At 49.8% G+C, this 20,752-nt stretch carries 20 protein-coding genes; 17 read left to right on the top strand and 3 right to left on the bottom strand.

Going from position 1 to position 20,752, the window contains the following annotated elements:
• Nucleotides 1–2: 2 nt before the first annotated feature.
• Together IPG31_05680 and IPG31_05675 are read left to right on the top strand one after the other, a co-directional pair.
• Nucleotides 3–1,277 (top strand): dihydroorotase, encoded by a 1,275-nt coding sequence (locus IPG31_05680; protein ID MBK6617871.1) that lies wholly within the window; start codon nt 3–5, stop codon nt 1,275–1,277.
• Between the two features lie 58 nt (nt 1,278–1,335).
• Nucleotides 1,336–3,435, top strand: a complete 2,100-nt coding sequence (locus IPG31_05675; protein MBK6617870.1) for a M3 family metallopeptidase — start codon at nt 1,336–1,338, stop codon at nt 3,433–3,435.
• Between the two features lie 63 nt (nt 3,436–3,498).
• Here IPG31_05675 and dapF read toward each other — a convergent pair whose 3' ends face one another.
• Nucleotides 3,499–4,326, bottom strand: coding sequence for a diaminopimelate epimerase (gene dapF / locus IPG31_05670; protein MBK6617869.1), 828 nt, complete (start codon nt 4,324–4,326; stop codon nt 3,499–3,501).
• 323 nt (nt 4,327–4,649) lie between these two features.
• Between dapF and gspG the strand changes: the two genes are divergently transcribed.
• The 15 genes from gspG to msrA all read left to right on the top strand — a co-directional run bounded on the left by gspG (nt 4,650) and on the right by msrA (nt 18,341).
• The gene (gene gspG / locus IPG31_05665) at nt 4,650–5,084 is read left to right on the top strand and encodes a type II secretion system major pseudopilin GspG (GenBank protein MBK6617868.1); all 435 of its coding nucleotides are present in this window, start codon (nt 4,650–4,652) and stop codon (nt 5,082–5,084) included.
• Nucleotides 5,085–5,109: 25 nt separating this feature from the next.
• The gene (locus IPG31_05660; GenBank protein ID MBK6617867.1) at nt 5,110–6,297 is read left to right on the top strand and encodes a type II secretion system F family protein; all 1,188 of its coding nucleotides are present in this window, start codon (nt 5,110–5,112) and stop codon (nt 6,295–6,297) included.
• Nucleotides 6,297–7,985 carry a type II/IV secretion system protein gene (locus IPG31_05655; GenBank protein MBK6617866.1) on the top strand — a complete coding sequence of 563 codons (1,689 nt, stop codon included), beginning with the start codon at nt 6,297–6,299 and terminating at the stop codon, nt 7,983–7,985. The genes IPG31_05660 and IPG31_05655 overlap by 1 nt, the downstream gene beginning before the upstream one ends.
• Nucleotides 7,966–8,838, top strand: a complete 873-nt coding sequence (locus IPG31_05650; GenBank protein MBK6617865.1) for a hypothetical protein — start codon at nt 7,966–7,968, stop codon at nt 8,836–8,838. The genes IPG31_05655 and IPG31_05650 overlap by 20 nt, the downstream gene beginning before the upstream one ends.
• The gene (locus IPG31_05645) at nt 8,825–9,361 is read left to right on the top strand and encodes a PilN domain-containing protein (protein MBK6617864.1); all 537 of its coding nucleotides are present in this window, start codon (nt 8,825–8,827) and stop codon (nt 9,359–9,361) included. Before IPG31_05650 ends, IPG31_05645 begins: the two co-directional genes overlap by 14 nt.
• 1 nt (nt 9,362) lies before the next feature.
• The gene (locus IPG31_05640; GenBank protein MBK6617863.1) at nt 9,363–9,917 is read left to right on the top strand and encodes a hypothetical protein; all 555 of its coding nucleotides are present in this window, start codon (nt 9,363–9,365) and stop codon (nt 9,915–9,917) included.
• A gap of 62 nt (nt 9,918–9,979) precedes the next feature.
• Entirely contained in the window at nt 9,980–10,588 is a 609-nt protein-coding gene (locus tag IPG31_05635; protein MBK6617862.1) for a hypothetical protein, read from the top strand.
• Nucleotides 10,588–12,858, top strand: coding sequence for a secretin and TonB N-terminal domain-containing protein (locus tag IPG31_05630; GenBank protein MBK6617861.1), 2,271 nt, complete (start codon nt 10,588–10,590; stop codon nt 12,856–12,858). Before IPG31_05635 ends, IPG31_05630 begins: the two co-directional genes overlap by 1 nt.
• Nucleotides 12,859–12,887: 29 nt before the next feature.
• Nucleotides 12,888–13,370 carry a type II secretion system protein gene (locus tag IPG31_05625; GenBank protein ID MBK6617860.1) on the top strand — a complete coding sequence of 161 codons (483 nt, stop codon included), beginning with the start codon at nt 12,888–12,890 and terminating at the stop codon, nt 13,368–13,370.
• The gene (locus IPG31_05620) at nt 13,364–13,762 is read left to right on the top strand and encodes a prepilin-type N-terminal cleavage/methylation domain-containing protein (GenBank protein ID MBK6617859.1); all 399 of its coding nucleotides are present in this window, start codon (nt 13,364–13,366) and stop codon (nt 13,760–13,762) included. The genes IPG31_05625 and IPG31_05620 overlap by 7 nt, the downstream gene beginning before the upstream one ends.
• A 4-nt stretch (nt 13,763–13,766) precedes the next feature.
• The gene (locus IPG31_05615; GenBank protein MBK6617858.1) at nt 13,767–14,378 is read left to right on the top strand and encodes a type II secretion system protein; all 612 of its coding nucleotides are present in this window, start codon (nt 13,767–13,769) and stop codon (nt 14,376–14,378) included.
• A gap of 117 nt (nt 14,379–14,495) precedes the next feature.
• Nucleotides 14,496–16,247 carry a tetratricopeptide repeat protein gene (locus IPG31_05610; protein ID MBK6617857.1) on the top strand — a complete coding sequence of 584 codons (1,752 nt, stop codon included), beginning with the start codon at nt 14,496–14,498 and terminating at the stop codon, nt 16,245–16,247.
• A gap of 250 nt (nt 16,248–16,497) precedes the next feature.
• Nucleotides 16,498–17,070 (top strand): CDP-diacylglycerol--glycerol-3-phosphate 3-phosphatidyltransferase, encoded by a 573-nt coding sequence (gene pgsA, locus IPG31_05605; GenBank protein ID MBK6617856.1) that lies wholly within the window; start codon nt 16,498–16,500, stop codon nt 17,068–17,070.
• A gap of 102 nt (nt 17,071–17,172) precedes the next feature.
• Nucleotides 17,173–17,703 carry a peptide-methionine (R)-S-oxide reductase MsrB gene (msrB, locus tag IPG31_05600; protein ID MBK6617855.1) on the top strand — a complete coding sequence of 177 codons (531 nt, stop codon included), beginning with the start codon at nt 17,173–17,175 and terminating at the stop codon, nt 17,701–17,703.
• Between the two features lie 5 nt (nt 17,704–17,708).
• Entirely contained in the window at nt 17,709–18,341 is a 633-nt protein-coding gene (msrA, locus tag IPG31_05595; protein MBK6617854.1) for a peptide-methionine (S)-S-oxide reductase MsrA, read from the top strand.
• Nucleotides 18,342–18,447: 106 nt separating this feature from the next.
• Here the strand turns inward: msrA and IPG31_05590 are convergent, their stop codons facing one another.
• Nucleotides 18,448–19,233 (bottom strand): hypothetical protein, encoded by a 786-nt coding sequence (locus IPG31_05590; protein MBK6617853.1) that lies wholly within the window; start codon nt 19,231–19,233, stop codon nt 18,448–18,450.
• Between the two features lie 376 nt (nt 19,234–19,609).
• Nucleotides 19,610–20,743 (bottom strand): PilT/PilU family type 4a pilus ATPase, encoded by a 1,134-nt coding sequence (locus tag IPG31_05585; protein ID MBK6617852.1) that lies wholly within the window; start codon nt 20,741–20,743, stop codon nt 19,610–19,612.
• Nucleotides 20,744–20,752: the final 9 nt, after the last annotated feature.

Genomic DNA, 20,752 nt, shown 5'->3' with positions numbered 1-20,752 from the left:
CCATGAAAATCTGCATTCAAAATGGGCGATTGATTGATCCTCAAAGCCGAATGGATCAGGTGAGTGATCTTTTTCTGGCGGATGGCAGAATTGCGGCAATAGGTAGCCAGCCAGACGGATTTGGTGAATGCCAAAGAATCGATGCGACAGGTTTGATTGTGATTCCGGGACTGGTGGATCTGGCGGCACGCTTGCGCGAACCTGGCCTGGAATACATGGCCACCCTTGAATCGGAGCAGGAAGCTGCGGTTGCTGGGGGAGTGACCAGTCTTGCCTGCCCGCCGGATACCGATCCACCGCTGGATGAGCCTGGACTCGTGGAAATGCTCAAACATCGTGCCCGGAATCTTGACCGGGCACAGGTCTATCCGGTGGGCGCTCTGACGCAGGGACTCAAGGGTGAACGTCTAACCGAAATGGCGGAGTTGCACGATGCGGGTTGTGTCGCATTCAGCCAGGCGGATGCGCCAATTGCGAATCTGCATGTGTTGATGCGCGCGATGCAATACGCTGCCACCTTTGGCTTCAAGGTGTGGTTGCGCCCGCAAGATCACTATCTGGCTAATCATGGTGTGGCGCATGAAGGGGAAGTGGCAACCCGTTTGGGATTGCCGGCCATCCCGGTGACTGCGGAGACCATCGCACTGGCTAATATACTTGCACTGATGAAAGAGACGGACGCCAGTGTTCATTTTTGCCGTATTTCCAGTGCGGCAGGGGTAGCGATGCTGCGTGCCGCCAGGCAGCAGGGGCTTCCCCTGACTTGTGATGTCGCAATTCATCACGTTCACCTCATTGATATGGATATCGGATTTTTTGATGCCAATTGCCATCTGATTCCGCCACTCAGAAGTTTTGAGGATCGGGAAGCATTGCGTGCGGGTTTGCTGGATGGGACTATTGATGCGATCTGCTCGGATCATGCCCCGGTGGATGATGATGCCAAACTGGTTCCTTTCGCCCAGGCTGAACCGGGTGCAACCGGACTGGAACTGCTTCTACCCCTGACACTCAAGTGGGCACGTGAGGCACGCCTGCCCCTGGTTGAGGCGCTGGGACGTATCACGAGCCGTCCTGCCGGCATTCTAGGCATTGAGGGTGGATGCTTGATTCCGGGCGAACGTGCAGACTTGTGCGTGTTTGACCCTGAGTGTGACTGGGTAGTTACCCCACAGACGCTTAATAGTCTGGGAAAAAATACACCCTTCATAGGTACGGAGCTGTGTGGAAAAGTTAAGTTCACCTTTATTGCTGGACATCCCGTCTACCGTGCCTGAAATCGCAATATCCATGACATTTTTTTAATATTATTCTTAACTCAATACTGGACGATCTATGAGGAACCCGCTACTTGATTTTTCCGGCTTGCCCCGTTTCGAGGCTATCCGCAACGAAGATATCACACCGGCAATAGATGAACTGTTACGCGATTGTCGCTCGGTAATGGAAACAATCGGGAAGGCTGCTACTCCAGCAGATTGGCCGGACTTTATACAACCAATGGTCGATGTCAATGAACGCCTGGCCCGTGCCTGGGGACAAATAGCACATTTGAATGCCGTAGTGAATACTCCCGAGCTGCGTGAAACTTATAATGCTAATTTGCCGCGTATTACCCAGTACTATGCTGAGATATCCCAGGATCCGGTATTGTTTTCTAAATTCAAGCAAATACACGAGAGCGCGGAATTCAAAGGCCTGAGTCAGGCACGCAAAAAAATTATCGAAAACCAGCTGCGTGATTTTCGCCTCGGTGGTGCGGAATTACCGTCTGCTGATAAAACCAGATTGATGCAGATTCAGGAAGAATTATCGGCATTGAGTGCCAGATTCAGTGACCATCTGCTCGATGCAACCAACACTTTTTCTTTGTTTGTTGAATGCGAGGAGCAACTCGCTGGTATACCGGAGGATGTTCTGGAGGCAGCCAGACAAGCGGCGCAGAATGATCCGGAAATGACTACTTCCGGCTGGAAATTTACCCTTCATGCTCCTTCTTATTTGCCGGTCATGCAGTATGCGCACAATCGGGAGTTACGCGAACGGATGTATCGCGCTTATGCTACCCGCGCCAGTGAACTCGAAGCACTGGATGAAGGTGAAGCCAGTCGCGACAATATGCCATTGATTCAGCAGATTCTGCGACTCCGTCAAGAAGAAGCCCGGTTGCTGGGTTATGACTGTTACGCACAGGTTTCGCTTGCTCCTAAAATGGCGCAAACTCCACAACAGGTGCTGGACTTTCTCAATGAACTGGCCGCCAAGGCGAAACCTTATGCTGTCAAAGATTTCGCCCAACTCAAGCAGTTTGCTGCGGAGAAGCTCAAGCTCAATGAGCTGGAAGCCTGGGATATTGCCTATGTCAGTGAAAAGTTGCGTATCGAGTGCTATGCGTTTTCTGATCAGGAAGTCAAACAGTATTTTCCGGAAAACAAGGTGCTGCCAGGGATGTTTAAGCTGGTTGAGTCGCTTTATGGGATTTGTATTAAGGAAGCAGATCAGTCGGTGCAACGCTGGCATGAGACAGTCAAGTTTTTTGATATTGTTGGCAGTAAGGGAGAGATGATCGGGCAGTTTTATCTTGATCTTTATGCTCGTCCCGGAAAGCGCGGCGGCGCCTGGATGGACGATGCCATCACGCGCCGCTGTATTGAAGTACCAGAAATTGGCCGTTCTGAGATTCAAACACCCGTCGCCTATCTCACCTGTAATTTCTCCGCTCCGGTAACGATGGGTGGTCACTTGCGTCCGGCCTTGTTTACCCATGATGAAGTGATCACCCTTTTTCATGAATTTGGCCATGGGCTGCATCACTTGCTCACTCAGGTCGATGAGCTGGGCGTATCCGGTATCAATGGCGTGGAATGGGATGCCGTCGAACTACCCAGTCAATTCATGGAAAATTTTTGCTGGGAGTGGGATGTCTTGCAAGATATGACTGCGCATGTGGACAGTGGATTGCCACTACCGCGTGCGTTATTCGACAAAATGCTGGCCGCCAAAAATTTTCAGAGTGGGCTGCAGACCTTGCGCCAGATTGAATTTGCACTGTTTGATATGCATCTGCATACCGATTTCGATCCACAGGGCAGCCAGACGGTGTTGCAGCAACTGGATAAAATACGCCGCCATGTGGCGGTCATTATTCCCCCTGAATTTAACCGCTTTCCAAACAGTTTTGCGCACATTTTTGCAGGGGGGTATGCCGCTGGCTATTACAGCTATAAATGGGCGGAGGTTTTATCAGCAGATGCTTACAGTATGTTTGAGGAAAATGGTGCGGGTCAGGTCATTAACCGGCACACCGGCGCGCGTTTCTGGAATGAAATTCTCGCAGTAGGTGGCAGTCGCCCTGCGCTGGAATCTTTTGTTGCCTTCCGGGGGCGTGAACCGAATATTGAGGCATTACTGCGCCATCACGGAATGACAGCTTGAAATCTGCTTTCTTCACGGCTCCTGGGGGGGCTGTCCGAGAATAGCGAACCCCCCACCCTTGTCTTATAGTTCGATTTCGCCGGTAAATACCGTTTCTGCTGGTCCCGTCATCCACACGGGTTGATCTCCTTCCTGCCAGCGGATACGGAGATTGCCGCCTGATGTCCTGACTAGAACATCGTGATTCAGTTTTCCCAGCAGAATGCCACAAACAGTTGCAGCACAAGCACCCGTGCCGCAGGCGAGGGTTTCACCTGCGCCACGCTCAAAAACCCGTAGCTTAATATGTGAGCGATCAATGATTTGCATAAAACCGGCATTGACTCCTTTGGGAAAACAGGGGTGGGTAGCGATCAATGGCCCTTCACGGGTAACCGGTGCCTGTTCGATATCGGGTACGATCTGTACAGCATGGGGATTGCCCATGGATACCGCGCAGATCTCGATCTGCTTGCCGTTTAAAATCAATGGATAAGTGAGTGCGCGATGGCTTGCTTGAAAGGGGATATCCGCCGGTTCAAAGCAGGGAGTACCCATGTTGACCGATATATCACCATCTGTTCCCAGTGTGGGGGTAATGATTCCCTGAAGTGTCTCGACCCGGATAGTCTTTTTATCAGTTAACCCCTGTTCATGTACAAAACGGACAAAGCAGCGTGCGCCATTGCCGCATTGCTCAACTTCTTCGCCATTTGCGTTGAATATGCGATAACGAAAATCGGCATCTCCCCTGGCTTTTTCCACCAATAACAGCTGGTCAAAACCGATGCCAAAGTGACGGTCTGATAAGTGGCGAATTTGTCCTGCATCCGGTGCAAACGTCTGATGAATATTATCGATAATAATAAAATCATTGCCTAAACCCTGCATTTTCGTGAACTTTAGTCTCATAAATGTAATACTATCCTGATAGGCTTCAAGTTTGTCTGGTGACTTTAGGGGCAAGTAGGCTTGTGAATCAGGCCAAGAAGCGCGGTGGTGAGATACAGGTTTTGTTCGATATCCTTGAGTTCTAATTTCCGCTTGACCTGGATGGGGCGCAGCTCTACTATTTGCATCTGGTTAAACGTAAAAAAAATCTGTTACGATTGTTGTTGTCATTCACGCCAGCAAGATTTGTTGCTGTGATTCTTGCGTAGCACGATACCTAACTGTGTACGAGCCTGCAAAGAATTGTCCGGTTATTCAATTTCAAAATCAAAGGTCATTAAGATATGAAGCATGTTTGCGTATTGCCACGCATGACTAGTATACGTGGATTTACTTTGCTGGAATTACTGGTAGTGATGGTCATTATTGGGCTGTTGGCTGCTTATGTCGGCCCCAAATATTTTTCACAGGTGGGTAAGTCGGAAGTCAAAATGGCGCAGGCTCAGATTGATTCCCTGGAAAAAGCGCTGCATCAATACCGGTTGGATGTCGGGCATTACCCAAGTACCGAACAGGGCTTGAATGCCTTGCTCGCCAATCCCGGAAATGAACCCAGGTGGCAGGGGCCCTATTTGAGCAAGCGCCTGCCTGCGGATCCGTGGAACAATCCTTATCAATATAAATATCCGGGAGAACGGAGTGATTTTGATTTGTTCTCCTTTGGTAAGGATGGACAGCCGGGTGGAACGGAAGAGAATGCAGATATATCCAATTGGTAACGGTTAAATCTCATCACCAATAATTATGCGTTATCAGGTCAAGGCATTGCTGGTCAAACAGGGAACGGTATCGCTTGAGCTGGAAGCGGGCAGCGAAGCTGAGGTGCGTGAGAAGATCAGCGCTCAGGGCGGAATGGTGCTCAGTGTGCGGCGAAATTTCTCGGAATTATTGCCGCGTTTCTCCAATGCCCGTTTTCCCTTACCCAACTTCTCGCAGGAATTACTCGCGTTACTGAGCGCGGGATTGAGCCTGGTAGAAAGTATCGAGACACTGGCTGAAAAAGAAGAAGATAACGCGGTGCGCGAACTGCTGCGTAATCTGCTGACGCGCCTATACGAAGGGATGACATTTTCGCGTGTACTGGAATTTCATCCACAGGCATTTCCAGCGTTGTATGTTGCCACGGTGCGAGCAAGTGAGCGCACGGGTGATCTTGCCGAAGCGCTGACACGTTATCTGGTCTATCAGTCTCAAATGGATCTGGTGCGCAAAAAATTAGTGGGAGCATCGATTTATCCGGTACTGCTCCTGGTGCTGGGTTTACTGGTGGCCGTTTTTTTGCTGGTATTTGTCGTACCCAAATTCAGCGCAATCTATGAGGACATTGGTACGGATTTGCCCTGGATGTCGATGCTTTTGATTCAATGGGGACATCTTGTACAGGAAAATGGCTGGGTGCTGGCGGTTATCGCCATAGCAATACTGATGGCGATTGCCTACACGTTCTCCCAGCCGCAGGTTCGGGCAAGGCTGCTACAGGCGTTATGGCGAATTCCTGCTGTTGGTGAAAGAATGCGGGTATATCAACTTGCACGCTTCTACAAAACACTGGGTATGTTACTGCGTGGTGGTATTCCGGTTACGCAGGCGCTGGAAATGGTCAGCAATCTTTTACAGCCGCATTTTCGACCGAGGGTGAAGATTGCCGCGACCCTGATACGGGAAGGTAAAACCATTTCCGAGGCGATGCAAAGCGCCGAATTAACGACTGCGGTTGGCAGTCGCATGTTGCGTGTCGGGGAGCGCACCGGCATGATGGGCGACATGATGGAACGTATTGGCAATTTTCATGATGAAGAAATTAACCGTTGGGTCGAATGGACAACTAAACTGATCGAGCCATTGCTGATGGCGGTGATTGGAACCGTTATTGGTGGCATTATTATTCTGATGTATCTTCCTATTTTTGAGCTGGCAGGCAGTATCAATTGATTCAGACAGACACTATTCTCCCAGCCGCTCCGGTTATTAACTCTCATCAGATTACGCTGGCACGCGAACAATCTATTTCTCGTGGAATTTCGTTGGTCAAGGCGCTGGAAGAAGAGTTTTCCGGCACGCCCGAAGAGCTGACTGCCGCACTTGGCAAGATGTTGCATATGCCGGTGCTGGCAATGCAGGATTTGCACTCGGCAATACCGGCTTTTGACCTGCTGCCTTTTGCCCAGGCGGTTAAACAGGAATGCGTGTTACTACAAAAAGATTCGATCTGCTTGCTGGCAGTCAGTGATCCGTTTCGTCCGGGGCTGCGCGCGTGGGCAGAAGAATTCATCTCGGTGGACGCATTATGGTATCTGGTGCATCCAGCTGATCTGACCGCTTTTTTTACTCAGCAGGAAGCCAGCATGCGGGCAATGGACAACGTTCTGCCTGCTTCACAGGAAAACCTGCTGCATGCGGGTATTGAGGAGCTGTCCCTCAAAACCATCCATGAAGGAACCAGTCAGGTTGTACGGCTGGTGCAGTCCACCTTGTATGATGCGCATAAATCCCAGGCCAGTGATATTCATCTTGAAACCGCGCCGGGTGCGCTGTCGATCAAATATCGTATTGATGGTGTCCTGTCAACGATTGGCGTGATGCAGGGTGCGGACCTCGCTGAGCAGGTTATTTCGCGTATCAAGGTTATGTCCGATCTCGATATTGCCGAGCGCCGCATTCCCCAGGATGGTCGCTTCAAGGTCAAGATCCAGGGGCGGGAGATTGATTTTCGCGTCTCCATTATGCCCAGTATTTTTGGTGAAGATGCTGTGCTGCGGATACTCGACCGGCAAGCGTTGACTGATCATGTCGATGGCTTAACGCTCAATCAGCTTGGTTTCGATAGTGCGGCCATAGCCAGTATTCGCCGTCTTAGTTCCGAGCCCTACGGCATGCTGCTGGTGACGGGGCCGACTGGCAGTGGCAAGACGACATCACTTTACGCCGCGATTTCGGAAGTCAATCACGGCCATGACAAGATCATTACTATTGAAGATCCGATCGAATATCAATTGCCAGGTGTGCTGCAGATTCCCGTCAATGAAAAAAAAGGATTGACGTTTGCGCGTGGTCTGCGTTCCATTCTGCGGCATGATCCCGATAAAATTATGGTTGGTGAAATCCGGGATGCCGAGACAGCCCAGATCGCCATTCAGGCGGCACTTACCGGCCATCTGGTGTTTACCACCGTGCATGCCAATAATGTATTCGATGTTATTGGCCGCTTTGCACACATGGGCGTGGATCCCTACAGCTTTGTATCGGCACTGAATGGTATCGTTGCGCAACGTCTGGTGCGGGTGTTGTGTTCACATTGCACGGCAGCGGAGCAGCCTGATGATGAGCTGATTGAAACCTCAGGCATTTCACCCGAAGAAGCGAAGCAGTATAACTTCCAGACATCAAAAGGCTGTGGGCAGTGCCGGGGTAGCGGCTATCGGGGACGTAATGCCATTGCGGAGATTTTATTGCTGAATGATGAAATCCGGGAACTGATCGTTGCTCAGGCGCCGATTCGCCGCATCAAGGAGGCTGCGCGTAACAATGGTACGCATTTCTTGCGTGAAGCCGCCCTGAATATGGTCAAATCCGGGCAAACCAGCTTACAGGAGGCAAACCGTGTCACGATTGTGGCGTGATCAATTGCAGGTTTTTTTAGCGCCCGACCAGGTGATTATTGCTGGGCAATCACGTGGCTTCAAACCGTTGCCCTTATTCCGACAGCGTGCCGGATGTCCGTCATTGGCTGATCTGACTGTAAAACCATTGCCGTGGGAATGGCCGCTGAATCAGCTTGAACAGCTCATCGAACCACTCAATGCGCAGATTAAGACCGGTAGTGAATTACAGATAACGCTGGCAGATGATTTTGTGCGTTATGGAATGATCGCGCCACAACCAACTTTGGCCAATCCTGATGAAATGATGGCCTATGCGGGTTTTCAGATGCGCGAAATTTACGGAGAGCGTGTCGAAGAATGGGCGCTGAGCGTAAGTAATTGGGATCCCTTGAATGGGGGGCTATGTGCGGGAGTGTCATTGGGTTTGCTGGCGGCACTTGAGCATTTTGCCGTGCGCCACGAATGGAAACTTAGCTATACCGAACCCTATCTTGCTGCGGTATTGGACTATTGGTCCGGGAAACTGTCCAGTGAGCAGCTGTGGTTTGTACTGATCGAAAGTAACCGTTTCTGTCTGGTATCCACTCTGGCTGGACGTTGGCGGAGTATCCGCAATCAGCGGATTGTTGGTAATCTCGAGCAGGAGCTATTGTCTGCAATGGAGCAGGAAGCGATTCTGACGGATCAACCGGTTGATATTGCTCAGCCGCGACGGGTGCAGGTATTTGCCCCTGATACAATCGACTGGCAGTCACCGCAGGCGCAGGGATGGTATTTTGAACGACTGACACAATCAGAACAGCCGGTTCCTGCCCATTTCCCCTTTGCGATATCCCCAGAAAACCAAGCGAGTGCCTATGCGCAGCCTTAAATTAACTTTTCCTTACCGAAGCCAGCCCATAGGTCTGGTTGACTATCTATTGCTGTTGTTAGGAATACTCGCCCTGATTATGGTTTTTTTTCTGTTTAAAGTCACCATGGGCAAAATGGCAAAATGGGAAGCGCGTGAAATGCAATTGATTCAACAGCAAAAGCAGCGTGGCTCTCCCAGAACGACAACGACACGTGTCACTCAGGTTACGCAGCAGGAGGTGAAACAGGCTGGAGAAATTATCAGCTGGCTTAATCTGCCGTGGGAACCGGTGTTTGATTCGCTGGAGCTGGCAGCCAGCAAGGAAGTTGCGTTACTGTCGTTGCAACCTAACGTGGCCAGTCGCGCCATTCGTATTTCAGGTGAGGCAAAAAATCTGCAAGGGCTCGTTGAATATGTTGAAGCGCTGGAAAGGGAGCCTGTTTTTAAGAATGTGCACCTGGTCAATTACCGGATCAGGCAGGACCATCCCCAGCGCCCGGTTAACTTCCTGATTGCGTTTACCTGGGTGGATTCCATTTAACATGGCGAAATTCAGTTTGAGTCAATCGTTGATCAGGTTACGCTGGCGTCTGGCGTGTTTGAGTAATCCCGGCAAGCTGGGTGCGGGTATGCTGGTACTGGCGCTGGTTGTCTTGTTTGCAGCGGTTTTGCCGCAAGAGCACGCCAAGAATACATTAAAAAAGAAAGTCAAATCAGCGGAAAGCATACGGGCCGAATTCCCTGAGCAAATCCAGTTGAATGATGATCAGGCGCTACAGGTATTTTATGATTTTTTCCCGCGCAGTGATTCTTCTCCATTCTGGATCAATGAGCTGGACAAGATTGCCAAAAACCGGGGAGTGGAAGTCAGCCGAGGGGATTACCGTCTGATCCTTGAAAAAGAGGCCAAGCTGGCGCGCTATGAAATCCAGCTGCCTGTACGGGGAAGTTATCCACAAATCCGCGCTTTTATTGCTGATGCGCTGCAGGCGGTGCCTGCTCTGGCATTGGCCAGTGTTGTCATCAAGCGTGAGAATATTCAGACCGGCAGAATCGACGCTAATCTGGGCATGTATCTATATTTATATGATTACTGAATTTTTCTCTGTTCACGCTGCGTTACTGCACGGCATTATTTTCTGCTATCTGGAGTACAGGCATGATTAACCTGCCTGTGCGTAAAATCATTCTCTGGGGTGCGCTGGCTGCTACCTTGCTTGCGGTCATTGTACTAGACGAGGAGCCAGAAGAATTGTTGGTGGATAACGCGGCAGAGGCGGTATTGCCCACCCGTAATGTAGACAGGCGTACACAAACTTCTGACAATCGGGCTAACCAGGCACTTCCGGTTGATCAGCTGGGAAAACGTACCTTCAAGGCGGAAGCGGATGATATTTTTGCGGTGAATTCCTGGCAACCAGTGCCTGTAAATGCCGGAAGAAGAGCGGGTGGCGGGGCAGGGGGAGACGAAGATGATGAAGATGATCCCTTTCTTGCTGCCAGAAGGGGGCGACAAACGTCTCCTGTATCGGCACCCGCCATTGCTCCCCCGCTGCCGATCAAATATCTGGGCCGAGTTAGCGATGGTCGGGTTACGCGTGTGTTTTTGACGCATCAGGACAAAAATTATGCGACCAAAATTGGCGAGCGGATTGAAGGTCTGTACCGTCTGGACAGTATCCGCGATGACTTCCTCGAATGGACTTACCTGCCACTGGGGATCAAACAAAAACTTTTAATTAATGAGAAAACACCCGGAAAAACCTGATGAGTGCCAGTAAAAATATTTTGATGTGTTTTTTGCTTGTCTGGATGGCAGGCTGTGCCAGTTACACCACGAAGAACCCCGCTTTTCTGCAGGGCAAACAATTGATTACAGAAGGACAGTTTGAAGCCGGTTTGAGTAAACTGCAGCAAGCCGCTGATGAAGAACCCGAAAATAAAGAGATTCAGGTCGTCTTGGTACGGGAACAGGAATCGATAGCCGGGCAATTGCTGTTCCAGGCAGACAACGAACTGCTGACCGGTAACATCGATGCGGCTGAGCAAGTCTATTTACGGGTGCTGGGAATGGTGCCGAATAATGAGCGTGCCATTGCCGGGCTGGGTTTGGCTGCACTCGACAGAAAACATGCCAGACTGGCCAGTCAGGCAAGGGAACATCTGGCGAGCAATCAGATTGAAGCGGCAGAAAAAATTACCCGCAGTATCCTTGCTGAAAACCCGGCGCAGTCTGATGCCAGGCAGCTGGTCGACGAGCTGAGTGAACGTATCGCACGGGCCGAAATATCGCAATTGTCACTGGTGTCGGCTTTCCATAAGCCTATCACCATGGAATTTCGCGATGCACCGCTGAAAACTATTTTTGAACTGATTTCGCGCACAGCGGGCATCAATTTCATTTTTGACCGCACCGTGCAGCAGGAAGCCAAAACCTCGATTTTCGTCCGTGATAACCCGATCGAGGATGTGTTAAAGCTCATTCTCCTGACGAACCAGCTGGCGTATAAGGTGCTCAACGACAATTCCCTGCTGATTTATCCGGATACACCCGCCAAGCAGAAGGACTATCAGGAACTGGTCATACGCAGTTTTCATGTTAATAATACTGATGTCAAACAGATGGTGGCGATGGTACGCGGGCTGGTCAAGGCCCGTGATATTTATGTCAATGAGCGATTGAATCTGTTCATCATGCGTGACACCCTGGAGATGATTCGGTTGGTGGAGCGGCTGGTCACCATCAACGATTTTCCTGATCCGGAAGTCATGCTGGATGTTGAAGTGCTGGAAATTAACCGTATCAAGGTGCTTAATCTTGGCTTGAATACGCCGACCAGCGCTACTTTCAGCGGAACGCCGGGAGTGGGTAACGTTGCAGGCATTGCTGTCACCAAATTAAGTCAAATCAATGCGGATGGGCTGCGTAATTTTACGATTGGAAATAACGTTACGCTTGATTTAAGGAAGCAATTGACAGCGAATGAAATTCTGGCCAATCCGCGTATCCGCGTGAAAAGTCGCGAGAAGGCCAAAATATTAATTGGTGATAAAATTCCTATTTTCTCTTCAAATGCAACGGCAACCGGCGTTGTATCACAAAATGTTACTTTTCTTGACGTTGGTCTCAAACTGGAAGTTGAACCCATTATTTCGTTGAATAGCGAAGTTTCCATAAAAATTTTGCTGGAAGTCAGTACGTTGGGTGCAAGAGAACAATCTGGCACGACCACCGCTTTCAGGATAGGTACTCGAACAGCCGAGACACTGCTTTCCTCGCGTGACGGCGAAACCCAGGTACTGGCAGGGCTGATTCAGGATCAAGACAAAAGAGGGCTGGAGGGAATCGCTGGCCTGGTGGATATTCCTGTGTTGGGCAGGCTATTTGCCAGTCAAGAGCTTACACGCGACAAAACAGAAATTATTCTGCTGATTACGCCACGTATTGTTCGTAATGTTATCCAACCCAATAATTTTGAGAGCGAGTTCCACTCTGGTACCGCCAGTGCCGCTGGCAATATTCCGGTCAATATTCGTAAAACTGCACCGCAATCCTTGAGCGTGCTGCCCAGCGGAGGGGCAGGCGGTTTGGGAAGGGGCACTATTTTTGAGCAGGCATTGCGTTCTGAAGCGCGGGATAATGAGGAAACTACCAATCCTTTTGAAGCCGCTGCCGCACAAGCGCGCTCACCCGTGCCGACACTTAGCCTGCAAGCGCCCGCCAGTGTAGCCATGGGGCGGGAATTTACCGCTACGGTGCGTCTGGCTACGCAAAATACCCAATTGACTGGTGAGCTTGATCTGACCTATGACGGGGACACCCTGGAGTTGATGGATGGTGCCGAAAATTCTGGATCGCGTACGCTTAAACTGGGGCGTGAGCAACCGACAGGTATGACCAGTATTTTGCGTTTCAAAGTCATTGGCCCTAATACAGGCACCACCACTATTTCAGTGGATGGCGTGCGGGTACAGGATGAAAAGGGTGACGCCGTTGAAGTTCAGGCTCCTCCTGTGGCGAATATCACGTTGCAGTAACATGGGAATACTGTTTTTTTAACGCATTGATGTTGCCAAAATTTAATAACTGCGGATTCACATTAATCGAGTTGATGATTGTGGTCGCCATCATGGCTATTCTGGCGTCGGCTGCCATGCCATTGCAGGAAATGATGGTCAAACGGGAGAAGGAGCAAGCATTGCGTACCGCTTTGCGGCAAATCCGTACTGCAATTGATGCCTACAAACTGGCGGCTGATGAGGGTCGGGTGGAAAAGAAGGCGGATGAAATGGGTTATCCCCGTAAGCTGGAAGATTTGGAAATGGGAGTGGCGGATATCAAGACCCCCGACAAAAAAAAAATTTTTTTCATGCGTCGATTACCGCGTGATCCCCTGTTTGCTGATCCTGAAGTGCCTGCAGCAGAAACCTGGGGCAAGCGCAGTTATGAAAGTCCACCGGATAATCCCGATGAAGGGGATGACATATTTGACATTTACTCCTTATCGGAGCAAAAGGGTTTGAACGGTATCCCCTATAACCAATGGTAGCCATGCTCAAGCGTATCGTATTTCCCGTTACACGGGGTTTTACCCTGATCGAGCTGCTGGTGGTGATGGCAATCATCGCTACCTTGTTAAGTATTGTGGCGCCCCGTTATTTCACTTCGGTAGATCGCGCCAGGGAAACCGTTCTCAAGCAGAATCTCGCCATTATGCGTGATGCGATTGACAAATATTTCTCGGACACAGGTAAGTATCCACAGAGCTTGCAGCAGTTGGTTGATGAACGCTATATCCGCGCTATTCCGCTGGATCCCGTCATGGAACAGCCAGTGTGGGCTGAAATACCACCACCAGATGAAAGTATGGAAGGGGTGTATGACGTCCGAACGACTTCAGACAAGCAGGCACTCGATGGAACTTTCTACGAGAAGTGGTAGCGTGATGGGCGGCAGCAAAGTACAGGGTTATATCTACATCTGGACGTTATTCGCTACTATGCTGGCCGGGGTCATGCTGGGAGCTGTCGGAGAGGTTTGGCAAACCACTTCCCAGCGGGAAAAGGAGCGGGAGCTGCTTTTTATCGGTGATCAATTTCGTCTGGCCATCACGTCCTATCATGATGCCGCGCAGGCAGGGACGACCGCCAGCCGTTACCCTGAAAAACTGGAACAACTTCTTGAAGATAAGCGAGGACCCAAATCATTGCGGCATTTGAGAAAAATTTTTTATGATCCGATGACCAACAGTTTTGAATGGGGACTGATCGAACAGGAAAATGGGGGGATCACAGGAGTATATAGTCTGGCTACTGCGCAACCAATAAAACGGGCTGGATTCCCTCAGGAGTACTCTAAATTCGAAAAAGCTAAGGATTATCAGGACTGGCAGTTTGTGCATGCCGGGGCAGCGGCCAAAACTGCCGGCCGCGACGCTTCCTCACCAGACAAAACCAAGGAGGGGGCAGCCAATCCTTTTGGGCAATCGAGTGCTAAGCCCGTCGATAATCCATTCTCCCAATCTGCACCGACAGGAAAAGCCAATCCATTCGAATGAAAATGCCGTAAACCTGTCGGGATTATTTTGATATGCCGTAAAATAAGAACCGGGCGGGTGTATGTTCGGTCTTAGATTGGTGTTGAACGCTATTAAGGTTGAAATAAGGTTAACTAGATGAACATTAAAATAATGATGCTGTTGCTTGGGTGGTTGCTTGTTATGATGGGATGCGCACCGTTACCCAGAGTTGACAGTCAGGCCGGGTCTGATTCGGCGATTCAGCATAGTCCAGGCAAAACGGTCGCCGATTTGACCGCAACCAGCGGTCTGACGTTTGATTCCACCCTGACTGAAGAAACACTGTTCGATTTTTTGCTGGCGGAAACGGCGCTGCAGCGAGATCGCCCCGATGTAGCTGCCGAAAGTTATGCGAAGTTGGCGCGCGTCACCCGAAATGCCCGGGTTGCTGAACGAGCAACCGACATTGCCCTGCGTGCCCAGCAACCCGCACTTGCGCAAGAGGCAATTAATTTGTGGGTAGCGCTTGAGCCGCAATCACAATCAGCACAGCAGGCTGCAGTTATTTTATTTGTGGACTCCGGTCAATTAAATAAAGCGCGCCCGCATCTCGAAAAATTATTGGCTTCGCAAGCGGATGCGGTAGATAAATCTTTTCTACAGATCAACAAGCTGCTATCTCGCCATGCTGACAAGCAAGAAATACTGACACTGGTTCGGCAGTTGGCGCGCCCCTACGATAAACTGCCAGAAGCCCATTTTGCTGTCTCTCAGGCTGCCTGGACAGCAGATCAACCGAAATTGGCATCTGAGGCCATGCAAAAAGCGCTCAAATTGCGGCCAGCGTGGGAAATGGCGGCAATTCATCGCGGTCAGATTTTGCAAAAACTGGATAATTCGGCTGCCATCAATTTTTATGAGCACTACCTGGATCAATATCCGAAAGCCAATGACCTGCGGATTGCCTATATCCGTGCGTTGATGGTAAACAAAAAATTTGGTCTGGCCCGTGAACAGTTCCAGCGTCTGGAAGCAGAGAATATGTCTAATCCGGATATTGCACTGGCTATCGGTCTGCTTTCCGCTGAACTGAATGACTACAGCAATGCAGAACACTATTTCAAGAAAGCGCTCGAATTGGGATTTGAAGACACCAATTCCGTTAATTTTAATTTAGGGCGTATTTACGAAACCTCACAGCGTAACCGCGAAGCGATGAATTCCTATCGCAGAGTAACCGGTGGGGAGCGTTATATTCCGGCACAAATACGTTATGCTTTTCTGCTGGCTGGTCAGGATGGTCTGGCTCCCGCTAGAGAGCACCTGCAAGCAGTTCGTTATCTCGATGAAGAACAACGCTTGCAGTTGATTCTATCCGAGGCACAACTGTTGCGGGAACAGGGGGTCAATCTTGAGGCGTACAATCTGCTCAGTACACAACTGAACGAAACTCCCCGGCAGCCCGAGATACTTTACGACCGGGCACTAATTGCCGAAAAACTGGGCAAGCTGGATATTCTGGAGCAGGATTTACGCAAACTGATCGAATTAAAACCGAATAGCGCGCATGCCTATAACGCCTTGGGTTACAGTTTGGCAGATCGTGGTTTACGTTTATCGGAAGCGCTCTCGCTGATTCAGAAAGCCATTGAGTTATCTCCTGGGGATCCCTACATTATGGATAGCCTGGGCTGGGCCTATTACCGCATGGGCGACCTGAAAAAGGGTCTGGATTATTTGAATACTGCTTTTGCCGCCCGACCGGATCCGGAAATTGCCGCCCATTTTGGTGAGCTGCTGTGGGTGAATGGCCGCACTGAAGAAGCCAGGCAAATATGGCAATCGGCATGGGATAGCCATCCCGGAAATGAGGTTCTGCAGGATACCATGAAGCGTTTTATGCCCTAATCATCGATGGAGCGGGTCGGGGGGGGGCTCTGGCGGAAAATTCAAGCGGACCGCATCAAGCTACTTTAATCCCATCTTCTTCAAATTAGAGATCTGGTATCGTTGTCCGCCGGTGAATTGCTTATGGTGCATAGCATTACTCTCATGAATCAACTTGCATAGTGACAGATGGGAGCCATTTTACGGGTCGGGAGTGATATGCTATGAAACCCGTGCGGGTTTCCATTCACTGAAATACACTGGTTTTGTCATGCTTCTTAATCTTCCCAATACCCTGACCTGGCTGCGTATTCTCGCGATCCCACTTTTTGTCGGGATATTCTATATTCCTCCTGAGTGGCTCTCGCCCAGCGAGCAGAATCTTGCTGCCACCATCATTTTTGTCGGTGCGGCTTTGACAGACTGGCTTGATGGCTATCTGGCCCGGGTGCTCAACCAGACTTCTGCTTTTGGCGCTTTTCTTGATCCTGTTGCTGACAAACTGATGGTGGCGGCGGCGCTGATCGTGCTGGTTCATCTGGCAAGATTGGATGCCCCGATTGCGCTCATTATCATTGGCCGTGAAATCACCATTTCAGCATTACGCGAATGGATGGCTAAAATTGGCAAATCGAAAAGTGTGGCCGTTTCTTTTCTTGGAAAGATCAAAACCGTATCACAAATGGTAGCTATTCCGTTGCTGCTCTTCCATGACCCTGTCGGCAGTACCTTTGATGCTTTTATCGTGGGTACCTGGCTGATTTATCTGGCGGCAGTTTTGACGTTGTGGTCGATGTTCTACTATCTGAAATCGGCCATGCCACACGTTATCCGGCATGAGTAACAAAATCGGGTGTAGAGGATACTGACTCTGTGTCTGTCGATTGCAACCTGAGCGTGGGAAAATGGTCACATTATCGTTACTTATAAAATCCGGAAGGCTATCATGCAGCGAAGAATCTTCTTGAAAAGTATGACTGTGTGGGTGGCCCTGCCCATCCTCTCTGCCTGTTTCCGTCAAACTGAATTCGAGGTACAACCGATCATGAATACCGCTACTGTAACGCCTCTGAATAAATCTCATAAAGAATGGCAGGCGTTACTTACCCCCGAGGCTTACCGGGTGCTTTTTGACGAAGACACTGAAGCTCCTGGCAGCAGTGTTCTCAATGAGGAAACTCGTGATGGCGTTTATTTATGCGCAGCCTGTTATTTGCCTCTGTTCGAAAGCAAATTCAAATATTCCAGCGGTACCGGCTGGCCCAGTTTTACCCAGCCGATTGCAGGGCACATCGCGACTAAACGTGATTACAAGTTGATCATGCCGCGTACCGAATATCATTGCGCCCGTTGTGACGGCCATCAGGGGCACGTGTTCAATGATGGCCCGCCACCGCTTGGACAGCGCTGGTGTAATAATGGTCTCGCGCTTAAATTTATACTTCAGGGGGAGTTGATCCCTGAACTTCGGGGCTGAAGAAAATGAGAAACCAATTGATATTTCTCGCTTCGATCGTTACCAGTCTTTCGGCGGATATCAGCGCGCATGCCGATACTGACCAAGCGCCCAAAGAAGGTATGGATATATCCAGGCAGGCGTTCGCTATTTTTGCTGGTGGTTGTTTTTGGTGCGTGGAGGCTGATTTTGACAAGGTGTATGGTGTGACCAATACGATTTCCGGTTATATCGGTGGTAAAACCCCCAATCCGACCTATGAACAGGTCAGCCAGGGGCAAAGCGGGCATATCGAAGCAGTCAAGGTTTACTACGATCAGACCAAAACCAATTACACTCGACTGCTGGCGGCATTCTGGCCAATGATTGACCCACTTGCCAGAAATGGGCAATTTTGTGATGTGGGTAATCAGTACCGTTCTGCTATTTTTTATGCGGATGAAGAGCAGCACGAACAGGCGCAGGCGTCCCTGGTCGCACTAAAGAATTCAGGCCGGTTTGATCAACCGATTGCCACCGAATTGCTACCTGCCACCGAGTTTTACCCTGCCGAAGAGTACCATCAGGATTACTATTTAAAGAATCCGCTGCGCTATCAGTTTTACCGTAGCCGTTGTGGACGGAATAAGCGGCTGGCAGAATTGTGGCCTCAGCAGTAGAAACTAATTCCATGATGCTGCCCATCCTGCCAGATTATAGGGCTACGCAGCGTGGGCACTTCGCACCCACGCGTGATATCAGGTTACAGTTTTAATAAAAACTTGCTCAGGGTGCCGGCCACACTTGCTGACCGTCGATGGAAACCGGGAAATCCCGATCCAATTGAGCTGCCGATGGGTAGATCCGTACTGCAAGTCCGTCACCGCAGTTGGCTGGTAATGGGTTGGTTTCCAGGTTACGCGTTACCGTAAGTGGTGCAGGGTAATTCCAGCCTGGCGCATCGAATTTTGGATGGCCTGCGTCAGGTGCTGTCCAGAAATCAATATCGGTTCGTTCTGAATCCTTGCCGTCGATTTCACTGAGGCTGGTGACTTGACAGATATTGGCAATGGCAGGGGCAAGAATCACTTTTATGGCGCAGGATTCAGCCACGATACTGACAGGCTGGATACGTACCGGTAATTTACTGACCCAATTGCTTGCGGGTATCGATCCGCCTGCTGACCAGAAACCGACTGGATTGCCGAGGGCATCGGAAATCAATTCGCTCAAACTAAAGGTATCTTTACTCTGGATGCCGCGAATACTGACGCTCTGCACGAAATCTGTTGCAGGTTGGTCAGAGCGGGTAAACGATTCCGCGCCAATCGCAGCAGCAGGATCTTCTGATGTATCTACCAGCGCCGTAGTCACATCAGGAAAAACAGTTATACCTCCTATAACCGGCTGATCGGCACAACCATGTGGAATCATGACGTTGTTATCGTGGCTGGTACCTTCCGGGACTGTATTCTTTTCAAACCGGGTGTGTGCCTGCGCATTGCCCCATGCAACCATCAACGCGGCTGCTATTAGTGACACTGATAATATTTTTTTTTGGTTAAAGTTCATGGTGGTGCTCCTGTCTATTGAAATAAAATGGGACGCCGAGCCAAAAAACGGAACCGAGCTGGGAACAGCCCTGATTTCTCCGCGATCTATTCTCAGGCTCAATTGCTCAATTAATTTGTTATTCCCCTGTGTCACGCTGAATGGTGGTGAATAAAGTAAAGAAGCCGTGAACACGGACTGATTATTAATCAGAAAATATTTAATTACAATGTGACAAATTGTCGCACCTTATTTAATATATTGATTATTATTAATATTAAATTTCTACAAGTTTGATAGGTACGGCAATATGCCACTTTTTCAGGAGGAATTTATCTATTGGCCATCCGTGAGTACGTTATTTTGGAGCAATTTTCTGGATTTGGTTGAGGCGTTCTCAGGTGATCATCAATTGCCCAATACCGTTACTGGTACTGCGCTGCTTGGCTTCCGATCCATTCAATTTAATTTGCAGACGGAGTTCATTCATCGAATCAGCGTTGCGCATCGCATCTTCGTAAGAAATCAGGCCATTTTCATAATGTTCAAATAACGCCATATCGAAAGTTTGCATGCCCTGCTCGCGAGATTTTTTCATAATTTCCTTGATTTCATGCACGTTGCCTTTAAAAATCAGGTCAGAGATCAGTGGTGAATTGAGCATGATTTCGATTGCGGCAACCCGTCCTCCGGTTTTTTTAGGAATGAGTCGCTGTGCCACCATGGCGCGTAGATTGAGTGACAGATCCATCAAGAGTTGTGCACGCCGTTCTTCCGGAAAGAAATTGATGATACGGTCAAGCGCCTGGTTGGCGCTGTTGGCGTGCAGGGTGCCCATGCAAAGATGTCCGGTTTCAGCAAAAGAAATAGCGTGCTCCATGGTTTCCCGATCACGGATTTCCCCTATCAGAATGACATCTGGCGCCTGCCGCAGCGTATTTTTAAGGGCAGCTTCCCATGATTCGGTATCAACTCCCACTTCGCGTTGGGTGATGACGCAATTAATATGTTCATGAACATACTCGACCGGATCTTCAATAGTGATGATATGCCCATGGCTGTTTTGATTGCGGTAACCAATCAGTGCCGCCATGGAGGTTGATTTACCGGAACCGGTGCCGCCAACAAAAATGACCAGGCCTCGCTTGCTCATGACGACATCTTTCAATGCTGGTGGCAGCCCGAGGTCGTCGAAATTGGGGATTTGCGTGGTAATGGTTCGCAAAACGATACCGACCCGTTGCTGCTGTACGAAAGCATTGACCCGAAAACGGCCAATTCCTTCCGGGTTGATCGCAAAATTGCATTCCTTGGTGGTTTCAAATTCGGCTGCCTGCCGGTTGTTCATAATCGCACGCGCCAGCGCAGCGGTGTGTGCACTTGAGAGCACTTGCTGCGTGACAGGCGTCATTTGGCCATCGATTTTCATTGCCGGCGGGTAATCTGCCGTAATAAATAAATCTGATGCTTTTTTGGTAAGCATCATCCGCAACAAATCGTGCATGAATTTTAGTGCCTGCTCATTTTCCATCGTCAATTT

This window comes from Nitrosomonas sp. (assembly GCA_016703745.1).
Classification (GTDB): Bacteria; Pseudomonadota; Gammaproteobacteria; order Burkholderiales; family Nitrosomonadaceae; genus Nitrosomonas.
This window is presented reverse-complemented; position numbering and strand designations above follow the sequence as displayed.

Excerpts from the sequence above, each read along its gene's own strand:
- msrA (MBK6617854.1), top strand. The coding sequence starts at position 17,709 with ATGAGAAACCAATTGATATTTCTCGCTTCGATCGTTACCAGTCTTTCG.
- pgsA (MBK6617856.1), top strand. The coding sequence starts at position 16,498 with ATGCTTCTTAATCTTCCCAATACCCTGACCTGGCTGCGTATTCTCGCG.
- msrB (MBK6617855.1), top strand. The coding sequence starts at position 17,173 with ATGCAGCGAAGAATCTTCTTGAAAAGTATGACTGTGTGGGTGGCCCTG.
- dapF (MBK6617869.1), bottom strand. The coding sequence starts at position 4,326 with ATGAGACTAAAGTTCACGAAAATGCAGGGTTTAGGCAATGATTTTATT.
- IPG31_05585 (MBK6617852.1), bottom strand. The coding sequence starts at position 20,743 with ATGGAAAATGAGCAGGCACTAAAATTCATGCACGATTTGTTGCGGATG.
- IPG31_05630 (MBK6617861.1), top strand. The coding sequence starts at position 10,588 with ATGAGTGCCAGTAAAAATATTTTGATGTGTTTTTTGCTTGTCTGGATG.
- gspG (MBK6617868.1), top strand. The coding sequence starts at position 4,650 with ATGAAGCATGTTTGCGTATTGCCACGCATGACTAGTATACGTGGATTT.
- IPG31_05675 (MBK6617870.1), top strand. The coding sequence starts at position 1,336 with ATGAGGAACCCGCTACTTGATTTTTCCGGCTTGCCCCGTTTCGAGGCT.
- IPG31_05590 (MBK6617853.1), bottom strand. The coding sequence starts at position 19,233 with ATGAACTTTAACCAAAAAAAAATATTATCAGTGTCACTAATAGCAGCC.
- IPG31_05680 (MBK6617871.1), top strand. The coding sequence starts at position 3 with ATGAAAATCTGCATTCAAAATGGGCGATTGATTGATCCTCAAAGCCGA.
- IPG31_05660 (MBK6617867.1), top strand. The coding sequence starts at position 5,110 with ATGCGTTATCAGGTCAAGGCATTGCTGGTCAAACAGGGAACGGTATCG.
- IPG31_05635 (MBK6617862.1), top strand. The coding sequence starts at position 9,980 with ATGATTAACCTGCCTGTGCGTAAAATCATTCTCTGGGGTGCGCTGGCT.
- IPG31_05610 (MBK6617857.1), top strand. The coding sequence starts at position 14,496 with ATGAACATTAAAATAATGATGCTGTTGCTTGGGTGGTTGCTTGTTATG.
- IPG31_05625 (MBK6617860.1), top strand. The coding sequence starts at position 12,888 with ATGTTGCCAAAATTTAATAACTGCGGATTCACATTAATCGAGTTGATG.
- IPG31_05615 (MBK6617858.1), top strand. The coding sequence starts at position 13,767 with ATGGGCGGCAGCAAAGTACAGGGTTATATCTACATCTGGACGTTATTC.
- IPG31_05645 (MBK6617864.1), top strand. The coding sequence starts at position 8,825 with ATGCGCAGCCTTAAATTAACTTTTCCTTACCGAAGCCAGCCCATAGGT.
- IPG31_05640 (MBK6617863.1), top strand. The coding sequence starts at position 9,363 with ATGGCGAAATTCAGTTTGAGTCAATCGTTGATCAGGTTACGCTGGCGT.
- IPG31_05620 (MBK6617859.1), top strand. The coding sequence starts at position 13,364 with ATGGTAGCCATGCTCAAGCGTATCGTATTTCCCGTTACACGGGGTTTT.